The sequence below is a fragment of the Neobacillus sp. OS1-32 genome (assembly GCF_030915425.1).
In the GTDB taxonomy this organism is placed as follows: domain Bacteria; phylum Bacillota; class Bacilli; order Bacillales; family Cytobacillaceae; genus Neobacillus; species Neobacillus paridis.
The window spans coordinates 2948354-2961053 of the sequence record NZ_CP133263.1; the positions used below are offsets into that span (position 1 = coordinate 2948354).

Sequence of the window (12700 nt, forward strand, 5' to 3'; positions counted from 1 at the left end):
TATAGTTGATATATTTATTATAACAATCTGTGTCTACTATTTAGTCTAGCATCAAAAACTATGAAACGCTTAAATATACACGTCCAAAGGAATGTAAAGATTGTCCTTTGGCCAATGAAGGTATTTGCTAAAAGATTTATAAAGTGAAAATCACGACAGATCTTCGGAAATATACTGCACCAGCCCGAGGTTCAAAAGCTTGGAAAACCATCTTTAAACGTCGTACCGCAGTGGAACGTGTGAATACTTATCTCAAGTTATACTTTCAATTAGACAATGTCCGCTATCGTACCGGAAAACGTGCCAAGGTTCATTTTGACCTCGTAACCTTAAATTTTGAATGCTGTAATGCCTTTGCTCATTCCCTCAATAAAATTTGGGTCTACCTGATTTAAATCGTATAGACTATCAGATCCTTCATACTTTACCGTTAAATCATATAAAGAATCAAATATTTCTTTTTTATTCTTGAGGATTTCAATCCTTCCATATAAATGGATCGCCATGTAGTTCCAAGTAGGAACGGCCTTAGTAGTTTCATACCAAGAAGGTGAAATATAACAGTGAGGTCCATGAAAAACAACCAGAACCTCTTGGTATTCTATATCCTTCCATTGACCGTTTGGACGTGCAAAATGACCATATAAAGCAGTCTTATCCTTATTTAACATAAGCGGAAGATGAGTAGCGTACGGTTTTCCATTGTGTTGGGAAAATAAAATGACAAATCCGTGTTTTTCAATAAAGTCATGGATCATCGTTTCATCAGTGAATTCAAAATGTTTCGGTATATAAGGAAATTCAATGGACCTACAGGCAAAGCTTTTTAAAAAAGATAAGTGACTCTAATTAAAAAAGGTTGTCCAAGAAATTTATTGGAGCAACCTTCTTCTTCAGATTAATCTTAATCTAACCCTATAACATTAACATTATATTTAGTTGACTTTGCGTAATAAAGTGGAGCCTTGTCATATCCTGTAGGTTCCCCTTCATCATATACTACCAATCTATAATCACCCTTTCCAGCATTAACACTAAAAGTGAGTGGGGTTGTACTAGTTACACTTTTTGTAGCTTTTGTTGACCACCATAATCCGGTATCTTTTTCTAAAATAACATTAACTTTTTTTATATTTTTTGTTTTAATCCACTGATCTACTTTAAAAGTTACTTTTACCGTATCTTTTGATGAATAGAAATGATGATAATTTTTAGGAACGGTTGTAGTACTTTCTTTTGTAGTGTCAGTAAAAGTGGTAATTTGAACGCTAGCTGCTGAGGCTGAACTTGAGAAGATAGTAAATCCTGTAATTAGAATAAGTAGTAATGGAGCTAACTTAACAGATAAAAATCGGGCCACTTTTTTTATCACCTTTCATTTTAAATTAAGTATTAATTCTGGCATCTATAATTCGATACGATTCTGTTGGAGCATATATATCAATCACTATAGTTGTATGATATGTTACAAAGAATTTTAACGCTTTAAATGTCCCTTTACTAGTTACCCTTGCAACCTTTGCGTTTTTGCCTATTGTACCATCTAATCCCTCTTTAGTTGTAGTGGATGACTTATCATACATAAGCCCAGTTAAATCCGCAGAGGCAGAAACTGCAGTTAATAGATCACCGTTCCATGAAAAGACTCCACTTACAGCATGAGTAAAATTAAATCCAGCAGTATTTGTTACATAAGCTTGGTAGCTTTTAGAACCTATCTTGCTTGCAGCAGCTGCATTTAAAGAATTTAATTGAGATTTGTTTAGAGTAGATGGAACTTCTAAATCTTCCTCATTAAAAACCAATTTTAAATTTTCTGATGTTACTTCGATGTTTTTTTCACCATGAGCTAATCTCTCATTTGCTTCAATTACTAATTCTTGTAATTCTTGGTTTAAGGCTTCGATCTCTGATTTAGTAGGGAATTGGCTTGCTCTATTTTCAGCAGCACTTACTCCTCCGTTACTAGACAGAAAGAATAGTATGGCGAAAGTTAGTAAGAATAATCCTTTTTTCATAATCCCTTCCCTCTCTTCTTTTATAATCCACAGCTAAATCATGTTAATATATGTCTAAAAAGGTAAATATTGTAGGCCGGCCTTTGTTAATTATCCACTAATTTTTTTGATATTTCAATATATTTCCTGAATTATTCATACCTGCACATTAGTCAATAAAAAGAAATCTAGAAATTCAATTTGGTGCACAATTGCCATTAATTTATTTGTAAGTTACCTATTCATGAAAATCGCTAAGTGGCATGTCTTAAAGTGTTAGGTTTTTGAGCATACTACTCCCTTGGTCTTGAAAGTTGTTTTTAAATATTGGCTGCATTACATTTGTCTGTTGATTTCCGTTCCGGGCGCTTGCTTTCCGCAGGGAGGAAGTCGAGCCTCCTCGGCGTTCCGCCTGTGGGGTCTCGACTTTTCCTCTACATCCCGCAGGAGTCAAGCGCCCTCCACTTCAATCAACAGTGTGTAAAAATCAAAATCGCACATTAACACAGCCCAAATTAGATAGCAGATAAGTTTTATTCCAGCTTTAGCAGTTGAATTCTCTGTAATACTTTCCAAAAGAATTCTTGGTACACAAAACTGGAAGACAACTTAAAGTAAAGCGATCGTCCTGATTTCACTAATTTACTTGCGACCTTTATCAGTCTTGTTCGAATGGTTTCGATTTGTATGCTTTTTTGTCCCTCCGGAAAACAAAGCGTACGAAGCCAATTTGTTAGGTTATATGCCAACAAGCTCAACATCATCTTGGATTCATTTACTTGAAAAGAATGGCTGTTCATTTTATCCAAACCAAATCCATTCTTAGCTTCCTTGATATAGTTTTCCATTGTGCCTCTTTTTTTGTACGCATTCACGATATCCTTCGGGGAAAATGCGTCTATCAAGTTCGTTACAAAAAATGAATTCGTGAAAAACAATTCGCCCGCAGGGCGAACAGATTGGATGATCACTTTTCTAGGCTTAGACCATGATTTTGCTTGATATTCGGTTTCCTCATAATAAATCTCTGGTTTTGTTGTATCGGCTGGAATGGAGGCAGGATGTAGTTCATCAGCGAGACGTTGCAAATTGGCATTTGATTTTAAACGAATCACATAATAAACCGACTCTTCCTCACACAAATCATACAAAGCTGGAACAGCAAAGCCACTATCCCCTCGTAGGAATGGGACAATCGCTGGGAATTTCTCATTATAATGTTCGATAAGAGGCTTGACAAATTCCACGACACCGTTGGAAGTATAGACATTTCCCGGTCTTAGTTGGGCCTTTAAAAAATCACCAGTTATTCCATCAAAAGCAACCAATGGATGGAAACCAACTGTTCCGTAATGAGAATTGTAAGATGTGGATTCCTGTTTTCCATACGTATCGGCATGTGTAGAATCCAAGTCGATAATAAGTGCCTTAGACTCTCTAATTTGATTCACTTTGTCTAAAAGTTCTTGATTAGCTTGATTTAATTGCACAATAGATTCCTTATCAAACCGTGCAAAAAAGCGGGATAAGCTAGGTTGGGAAGCTAATGCTTCTGTTCCAATGATTTGCGTAAACACGGGATCCTTCGTTAATTGATCAGCTGCATCATCTTCGGAATATCCAGCAACGATTTGATAAATCTTTTGACGAAGCAAGTTTTCATTCGAATGAAAAAAGTAGAGTCTTTCGTCTTTTAGTTGTAGGTATTTAGTTAATGTCTCTGAAAACCCTATTTTCTCATCGAATTCTCTAAAAATGAATTCACCGGTATCAGAAGAAAGGGAACCTCCATCATTTGACAATTTAATTTGACGATTGAAATTTAGGGTTAATTGCGGTAAAGTAGCCATTATAAGAATCCTTTCTGTGGTTATTTCGTAGTTGTTTTAACCTTATCAGAAATGGATTCTTTTTTCATTTATTAAGTGCATTAAAAATCGACTGAAAAGCTGATTAAATAGGAGAAAGCAGCCTATTTCAAAAAAACTGTGAATAATTCAGGTATTTTTAAAAAAATTTCGAAATTTGATGTTAATTTTCTTGATTTAATTTACAAATGCGTGGTCTAACTCCACCGTCTTTAGACGGTATCAGCTTTTAGCATTATCCCAGCGTGTCCATACTAAGGATGAGGTGAAAGTATGGACGGATATAGAAAAAACAGCCATGCAGTATTTGATATAAAATATCACGTAATATGGGTAATAAAATACAGGTACCAGGTGTTTCATGGGCCGATAGCGATAAGAACGAGAGAACTTATAAGACAGGGCTGTGAAGCAAGAGGCATAACAATCTTGCAAGGTAGTGTAGGAAAAGATCACATTCACTTATTATTATCATATCCGCCAAGTCTAGCTCCAAGTAAAATATTGCAATATCTAAAAGGAAGATCATCAAGGCTATTACAAGATGAGTTTCCAGAGCTAAAGAAGAGATACTGGGGGCAGCATTTATGGGCTAGAGGCTATTTTTGTGCAACAGTTGGTACGGTGACAGAAGAAATAATAAGAAACTATATAGTAAACCAGTTCAAGTGATTGCCTAAAATTTGCACAATTTGGAATGTTACGGTAATATTAGGGTTATAACTACTCTAGTGAGGGTATTTTCATTTCGAGGAAAATATTCTATTTTTCTTAAGGGGAATTTTCATGCAATAAAGGTTAAAAAAGAGGGTGGAAATTTTGGGACTCGTTATGATTTTATTTGTTTTCATAATATTAATGGTAATTAGTTCAGTTTTAAATATACTTTTTAAATTGACGGGAAAAAAATATTGGGTTATATCTTTACTTTTAAGTATATTATTAACGATAATAATAGTTGCATTATTAGGAGTTGGCCCTTAAGGGAAACCCCCAAGTGGCTCAGACGCTTGAGCAGTTCGTGAAAGAACAGGTGAGCACGTTCAGCGGGGACATTATTAAATAAAGGGGGAGCGGGCGCTTACCCTTTTCCTTCGTAAGCGCAAAGCACCAGAAGAATATATAAGATTCACTCTCTTGTTTGTGAGTGACCCCAAAAAGAACGAATTCTTGCCGTACCCCCTATACGATTTTCGGGAGGATTCCCCAATTTTTAACAACGTTAAGAAAGTTTTTTAGTGGTCTTGAAGGGGTTCAGCCGAGATACGTGTAAAAATAGGTTATAGCATTACATTATTCACCAACAGCTGATTTAATCGCATAGTTCCATAACCTCCGTTTACAGTATTAGGATAGGCATCCCATAAAAACAATTAAAACTTATTGTTTTCCGGTTCCAAAACTCAGTACCAAAAACAATGAACTGTTACAAACTGTGCTATACGTTTATAGGGGTACTTAAATACGGCATTTGGAAATAAAAGTTAGCTTAGGACCTAAAATTACACGTATCTCGGTCGTACCCCAAAATTATTTTAATTTTACGCTGTAGAATCTCATTCCCTTTGGAATACCTTTAAACTCAAGAGTACCCTTATTCAACAATTGTCTTATTCTGTATTCTAAAAACCTGTCTACAATTTGATATTCTAAGATTCTTAAGACTTCACCAATTACTTTTAAAGCACTCACGAAGTCCTTACTTTTTTGGTCATTATGAATGTTTTGAATTACCTTTAAAATATGGTTATCATAAATATTCTCATTTACACTATAAAGTTTTCCCTTTCTCCAAATTCTCAAAACTTCTTGACTATCCGATAAGGTCTCCCATTCTCTTTAGAGTATATTTCGTTCCTCTATTGATAGAGTATTCTCCCTATTTTTATCATAGATTATTTTCAACGTCTTAGGTCCAATTTCACCTAAATCGCGTGGATTTCCAATTTTTGCATTTCCTGATATTTCTTGATTAGCTGTATTCTTATTAATTAGAATAATGTCATTCGGTTTATTTTTTAATAAATGAATCAATTTCATAAATCCCTATTTTAAAGAAACACAGACCTACAGAATATTGGTTGTAAAAAAATTTTTTTGTTTTACTTCATCAACATTGTGTTGATTTCCGTTCCAGGCGGACGCTTTCCGCGGGCGGGCCGTGAGCCTCCTCGTCACTTCGCTCCTGCGGGGTCGCAGGACACTGAATTACTTCTTGAACAGCCCACGCACGAAGGAAATGCCTTAGCATTTTCGAGGAGTCGCCGCCTTCCACTCCAATCAACCGCTTTGGAAATGATGAACGACTATTCTATACGGTCTGTATTTTAAGCAACTTGTTGTTGATTTAACGATGCATTGATACGATCCACAGCTAATTTTGAAGCATTATAAACTAAGGTTACGAGGTCAAAATGAACCTTGGCACGTTTTCCGGTACGATAGCGGACATTGTTTAATTGAAAGTATAACTTGAGATAAGCATTCACACGTTCCACTGCGGTACGACGTTTAAAGATGGCTTTCCAAGCTTTTGAACCTCGGGCTGGTGCAGTATATTTCCGAAGATCTGTCGTGATTTTCACTTTATAAATCTTTTGGCAAATACCTTCATTTGCCAAAGGACAATCTTTACATTCCTTTGGGCGTGTATATTTAAGCGTTTTATATTTTTGATCAAAACTATCATATCGGTATGAATGTTCACGGAAACAAGTCGGAGCGAAATGTTTATCAAACCCTTCGGGTTCAGGTTCATTACGCTTATTATAGGCAATAACCGACTGTTGACCCATACGATGTATCTGTTCATAAATCGGTTCATAGTCATAACCAGCATCCATCGTTTGATAACGTAGAGTTGGAAGTTGAACACGCTCATGGATCCCTTTTAATAAAGGAATCGCTGCCTTTCCATCATTCAAATTGCCAGAAGAAAAAAGAGATTGAAGAATGTACTGACTTTTGGTTCCAACAGCTAAATGCGCCTTATAGCTATACCAAAAAACGTTCTTTCCTTCGCTGTTTTTCTTCACACCCCACTCCGGATTTTGAGGAATTTCGGCACGAAGTTGCTCTAACGGAACGTTTAATTGGTTTTCTATTTTCTTTTCAAAAAGAGGTAGATTGGCTTCGCGTTCAGCTTTTTCAATCAACCACTGTTCTCTTTCTTCTTTTGATTTTCGCCCACGTTTTTTGGGTTCTGTTTTTGGTTTTTCCTCCTTTGGAGGTGCTTGATCCTTGGCTTCGAAGTGTGTGGCATCTATAGCCACAGTTTCATCGGTGATAAACCCTTCTGTTATGGCTTGATATAGAATTGTTTCTTTAACCTCTTCAAGAACATTAGATTCGCTAAGAATGGTCACCATTCTTGAATAAGCTGCCTCAGATGGGACAGTATCAGATACTAAAAAGCCGCAGTCTAGTCGAAATATCGTATCGTTTTTTAAACGCTTTACCAAATCTTTAATAAATGGAATCCGTTCCGTTAAACGGGCAACTAATGAGTAAATCATCGCTGCATAATTCAGATCGACAGGTCTGCCAAAACGAGATTTCTTCGTTACCATAGCGAGGATTAGTTCAATATCGATAGCAGAAAAAACAGCTTCAAAACGATGGGTAGGTTCTAAATCATATAATTCTTGTAGTCCAAACAGGCTTCCTTGCCTTATAATAGTCATAGGGAGTCTTCCTCCAGTCTTATAAGTTTGTGTCGTGCTTACTTATTTCGACATTTTGGGGAGGTACTCCTTTTTTAGTGTTTAAAAGCCTTGAGCCCGTAGGGCTCATAATTATGAAATTAATTCAGGAGATAAAAAAATTTGATTTCTCCACATTTTTACCGAGGAATTAGACTAATGGTCTGCAACAATTGCTCCCTATTGCTGAATAATTATGCACATAAAGATAGGTAGGTACGATTCCCGAAGAATTGTACCTACTTACATATTTATAGTGTGAGATTAACTTTCAGGAACTAATTTTACATCTCTTTTATTTTTGATATTTAGGAAAAGGAATAACAATAGGTTGAAAATTGTGATGCAACCAATGAGTATAGCCACACTCGTGATAAATATATCACTACCAATTGATGAAGTCATTGCTTCCCTTAAACCATAGATTACATAAGTCATTGGCATATAAGGATTGATCGCATTAAAGAAATCATTTTGTAAAGCTGCTGGGAACATTCCACCACTTGAAGCAAGTTGTAATACAAGGAGAATCATTGCGATAAATCTTCCCGGATTTCCTAATGGAATCACCAATAACATCATGAAAAACATATACGTGAGTGAGCCTAATATAGATATTAAAATAAATTGTCCCATATTTGCTACTTCTAATCCCATTCCGTACACGACACTTACACTAAGTACCAATGCGCCTACAACTGCGGGAACAAATCCCAGTGAAAATTTACTGAACCACCAAGATACACCTGACGATGGTCTTGTAGCTGTTTCACTCAACGGGAATATTAAATTAAATGCCAAAGCACCAATATATAGTCCTAGTGAAATAAACATAGGTGCCAGTGCGTGTCCGTAATTTGGAACTTCGTTGGTCTTTGCTTCTTTAACCGAGATTGGGGATGCCAGCACATCATAGTTTGCATCTGTTGTTTGGATACTTGCTACTGTTTCTGCACCTTCAGATAGTTTATTTGATAACTCATTTGTACCACCTTTAAGTGTTGCAATCCCTTCACCTAGTTGAGTTGAACCTTCAGCTAGCTGCCCAGCGCCCTCATTTAGTTGAGTGGCACCTTCAGAAAGTTTTGTCATACCATTTTCGAGTTCCGGTAATTTAATTGACAGTGTATCTGTTCCTTTTACAAGTGCAGCTGATCCCTCTTTCAAGTCTTGGGACTTCGAATCAAGCTGATTTATTGCACCTACTAGTTGTGGCATTTGTTTGTTTAAATTGGCAGTGGCTGTTGTTAATTCTCTACTTCCACTAACCGCATTATTCATTCCACCGGCAAGTTTCGCTGAACCTTGAATCAGTCCTTTTTCACCTTCAAATGCATTACGAATATTTGTATAACCATCTATAGCTCCTATGGCTTTAGGTTGTACCTGATTTACTTTTTCATTAAGGGCGTTAACCTGAGCTACCAACTCTGGAGATGCCCCAGATTGACTAACAGCTTTTTGCAATTGATTAACAGCTTGTTGTACACCTGTTAATCCTTGAGTAAGCTGATTGATTTCATCGTTTGATGGCAGTTGTTCATTCATTTGTACTAAACCGCTATTAAGGTTATGGCTACCCGCCGCTAAGTCATTTAACGCACCATTTAATGTTTCTTGACCAGTTGCAAGCTTAGGAACCCCTTTTTTCTCATCAGTTAAAAGTGCTGTTTTTTCTTTTAACTGACTTATACCATTAGTATATTGAATAATACCTTCATTTAAGCGAGTTGTCCCGGAATGAAGTTCATTTGCTCCAACTATGAAGTCTCCTACACCTACTTGAATGGTATCAACACCATTTTTAAAAGTTAAGCTGCTTGAAGCGAGTTTATTAAGATTTTTCGTTATCTCTTCGTTTCCTTCTTTTAATTGGTCAACCCCACCATTAATTTCAGAGGCTCCATCTGCAGCTTCAGCAAAACCGTCGCCAATTTCATTAATTTGTGAAAAGATTGCTCTTGTGTATTCTCTTGTCACACTATCTGAAATTTCTTGATTGATACGATTCATTGCCTGTTCACTTATCGTTACACTAAAATAATTTCGGCCGGGGTTTACTTCATAAGTTAGATTCATTTTTTCTGGGTTATCTTCTAGTACCGTAGAAGCTCTTTTCGAGAAATCTTCTGGTATCGTGATGACCATATAATAATTCCCATTATCAAAACCCTCTTGTGCTTCATCACGACTGACAAAATGCCAATCTAAATTGTCATTGTCTTTTAAATTATTGATAAGTTCATCCCCGATATTCAATGTTTTTCCTTCCAATTCAGACGGTTCATCCTGATTAACAACCGCTACGGGCAAATTAGATGTGTTTCCAAAAGGATCCCAATAAGCACTAAGAATAATACCAGAATAAATAATCGGAACCAATGGTATAACAATCATCATAAGTATTAACATTTTATTATTTAATACTTTCTTCCATTCGGCTTTAAACATATTCATTTACTCACCTCGTTCTTGTTGTTGTAAAAATTCAGTTAAAGAGGTTTTATTCCAGTTAAGCGTCGGGAGTTCTACTGTGCCAAAGACTTCTTTTAAGATATCGGCTATTGTCACTTTAGAAAAGTATTGAATGAGCAATTCATCTGCTTCATTAAAGACATTACGAAGCAGATCAGACCCTTTTTCTGCATATTTCCCGCCTTTAAATACTAAGTTGATTAACCCTGTATCGGGATTAATAGAAATTGGACCTTCCACTGCTTCAATCACATCCAATAAACTGATTTCCTCCAATTTTCTTTCTAGAGAAATGCCTCCTTTATTTCCCGAAACCGAAGTTATAATTTTGTTAATCACTAATTTCCGTGTGATTTTTTTCAAGTAGGATGGGGACACTTCTAAACGCCTGCTAATTTCATTTGTCGATAATGGTTCACCCGATTCCTGTGTAGCTAATAAAATTAATATACATGCAGCTTGTTCAGTTGCTTTTGTTAATTGCAATTATTTACACCTCTTTTAGTGTATTTGTGGATTAGTTCTATCCATTATGGATATTTATTATCCACAAATTTATTAAAAACTATTCCTCTTAAAAAATCAAGTACTTTAAAAGTAATTTATTGTACTATTTTATTTTCCAAAAAAACAAAAAAGTTCTATTTATATAAAACCACTAGTGTTGCATAAAAAGTATCGGAATTTTCAGTTAAAATATTTCACCCTTTTAGGGCCAAAAAGATAAATACCCATTTAAAGGTGGCTCTGTCCATTTGGAAATTTATTTACAGTTAAACCTGAAGACCTGTGGGACGACAACAAATTTGCTTATTAAGGAACAGCTTTTCCTTCAATCTTTCGAAGCCAAATATGCGCCGGTTTCCATAGTGCAGCCCTTAAATATCGGCTAATTTGTAGGATTTTTCGACTACTTTTTAATTCAATTTGCGCTAGAACATGTAGGCAAAAAACAATGAGTGCAATGAACACTTGATTCTGAATCGCCCATTCGCTTTGACCGTAAAACTTTTTTATGCTGAGGTGCTGTTTAATCCATTTGAAAAATAATTCAATGGCCTAGCGTGATTTGTACATCTCTGAAATTTCATCAGCTTCCAAATCGAAACGGTTGGTGATTAAATGGAGTTCATTTCCTTTTGAATCCAGAACTTTTATCAGTCGAAAATAATTTTCAGCACGATTTTGTGTGGTTCCAATCAACACCATTTGGTCCGATAAAACAGAAGAATTTTCCGGTAGTTTAAAGTTGTAAACTTCCCGTATAACAGCGTTCTTACGTAACCTTGAAAGAAAAAAGTAACCATCATCGGTCATGCGGTCAAAACGTTCGTAATCTAAGTAACCACGGTCGAACACATACATGCATTCTTTGTCATCTACCATGATTTCAAGCTGGCCACGATCATGTTCTTTTGCCGTAGTCATAACGGCTTTTTCCGGGTAAGAAGTGCCTTTTTCCATAAATACAAGCCACAAATGCAGTTTTACTCCAGCCTTTGTTTTGCGGAATTTTGCCCATTTATGATTCGTCAAATTGAGTGGCAAGGTACTTGAATCGATGATTTTTAATGGCATCACAAGTTTTGTGTAATGTGTTTTGACATGAATTTGGGACACCAAATCAAGAAAAAGCCTTTGGAATAGATCAGGATTCATCCCATTTAAACGGCGTGACAGCTGAGAAATACTAATAGAATCAAGGTCAATTTCCTTTTGAAGCTGATCATCGAAAAGGTAATCTCCAAGCGCATGAAGGCTTTCCACTTCTTGTAGCTGCGCAAAAAGAAGTAATTTTAGGAACGACTCCGTCGTTAATTTCTTTGTATAGTAATCTAATTTCATCGTTTTCACCTGTTCCTCAAATAATTGAAGATTTATTGGTGAAAACCATTGTCCAAATGAAGTTTTTCGTGTAATCTTGTCCATGAGCTAGTCCTTTTATATTGGATTTGGACGGATTACCACCTGACCTATCCATTATAAAGGACTTTTTCTTTGCAGAGAATAATAAAATTGAACATTTCGAGTATTCCTAATAGTGAAATTAAATTAATGCAACACTAGTGATATAAAACATAATTATTCAAGAATATGGCCCTTAAATGCAAATAGACACATTTCTTATTATTGAAATGCGCCCGATTCTTGAAGTTCGTTATTAAAAGAAAGCAACCTTTTTTAGTATATTCACTATCAAACTTTGCAACTTTCATTCTAAATCCAATTAATGCTGAATTACTTGAAATACCATTTTAAAGCATTCGTGTACAATATTTTATCAGTAGCCTGTTCATCAGATAGGCGCTGAATCAATTTACCATCTGCATACTCAAAAGGTCTTTTTACTCTTGTAGATGGCAAATCTGTACCAAACATAAGTGCATCAGGATTGGTCCCATACATGGATTTTAAAGCATTTTCAATGTTCAGTTCCACGCGCCCAAAACCTGTTGCTTTTACGTGTATACCTTTATCAACTAACTTTAATAAATGCGGTAATCCTTCTTCTGATAACCCGAAATGGTCAATAGAAATAGCGGGTAATTTTTCAATAGTCGATGCAATTTCAGGTAACTCTTTCGCATCAATATAAAGTTCGCTATGCCATCCCACTAAATCATAAACTCTTCTTGCAAAGCTCTGCACTTCTATTTTG

8 protein-coding genes and 5 pseudogenes are annotated in these 12700 nt (G+C 35.9%); 2 read left to right on the forward strand and 11 right to left on the reverse strand.

All coding sequences use genetic code 11. From position 1 onward, the window contains the following. Positions 1-59: 59 nt before the first annotated feature. Positions 60-395: pseudogene (locus RCG24_RS14600) on the forward strand (transposase); the annotation flags it as partial. Here RCG24_RS14600 and RCG24_RS14605 read toward each other — a convergent pair. The 4 genes and pseudogenes from RCG24_RS14605 to RCG24_RS14620 all read right to left on the reverse strand — a co-directional run. Beyond that, a pseudogene (locus tag RCG24_RS14605) lies at positions 333-758 on the reverse strand (FMN-binding negative transcriptional regulator); the annotation flags it as partial. The pseudogenes RCG24_RS14600 and RCG24_RS14605 sit on opposite strands and share 63 nt — an antisense overlap. A 146-nt stretch (positions 759-904) precedes the next feature. Beyond that, positions 905-1360, reverse strand: a complete 456-nt coding sequence (locus tag RCG24_RS14610) for a hypothetical protein (protein WP_308077354.1) — start codon at positions 1358-1360, stop codon at positions 905-907. A 25-nt stretch (positions 1361-1385) separates the two neighbouring features. Beyond that, entirely contained in the window at positions 1386-2018 is a 633-nt protein-coding gene (locus RCG24_RS14615) for a hypothetical protein (RefSeq protein ID WP_308077355.1), read from the reverse strand. A 512-nt stretch (positions 2019-2530) separates the two neighbouring features. Next, positions 2531-3847 carry an IS1380 family transposase gene (locus RCG24_RS14620; protein ID WP_308077039.1) on the reverse strand — a complete coding sequence of 439 codons (1317 nt, stop codon included), beginning with the start codon at positions 3845-3847 and terminating at the stop codon, positions 2531-2533. A 291-nt stretch (positions 3848-4138) separates the two neighbouring features. On the opposite strand from RCG24_RS14620, the gene tnpA reads away from it, so the two are divergent. Further along, a complete protein-coding gene (gene tnpA / locus RCG24_RS14625) occupies positions 4139-4537 on the forward strand; it encodes an IS200/IS605 family transposase (RefSeq protein WP_308077356.1) in 399 nt (132 codons plus the stop codon). 858 nt (positions 4538-5395) lie between these two features. On the opposite strand, the pseudogene RCG24_RS21335 reads toward tnpA, so the two are convergent. From RCG24_RS21335 to RCG24_RS14655, 7 genes and pseudogenes are all read right to left on the reverse strand, one after another. Then, a pseudogene (locus tag RCG24_RS21335) lies at positions 5396-5689 on the reverse strand (DUF3658 domain-containing protein); the annotation flags it as partial. A gap of 15 nt (positions 5690-5704) precedes the next feature. Further along, positions 5705-5905, reverse strand: a complete 201-nt coding sequence (locus RCG24_RS14630; RefSeq protein WP_308077357.1) for a hypothetical protein — start codon at positions 5903-5905, stop codon at positions 5705-5707. 287 nt (positions 5906-6192) lie between these two features. After that, on the reverse strand, positions 6193-7548 hold the full coding sequence (locus tag RCG24_RS14635) for a transposase (protein WP_308077358.1): 1356 nt from the start codon (positions 7546-7548) through the stop codon (positions 6193-6195). 282 nt (positions 7549-7830) lie between these two features. Then, positions 7831-10023 carry a YhgE/Pip family protein gene (locus RCG24_RS14640; protein ID WP_308077359.1) on the reverse strand — a complete coding sequence of 731 codons (2193 nt, stop codon included), beginning with the start codon at positions 10021-10023 and terminating at the stop codon, positions 7831-7833. Then, on the reverse strand, positions 10024-10527 hold the full coding sequence (locus RCG24_RS14645) for an RrF2 family transcriptional regulator (RefSeq protein WP_308077360.1): 504 nt from the start codon (positions 10525-10527) through the stop codon (positions 10024-10026). A gap of 327 nt (positions 10528-10854) precedes the next feature. Next, positions 10855-11970: pseudogene (locus tag RCG24_RS14650) on the reverse strand (IS4 family transposase). A gap of 309 nt (positions 11971-12279) precedes the next feature. Beyond that, positions 12280-12681 (reverse strand): annotated as a pseudogene (locus RCG24_RS14655) (amidohydrolase family protein); the annotation flags it as partial. Between the last annotated feature and the right edge of the window lie 19 nt (positions 12682-12700).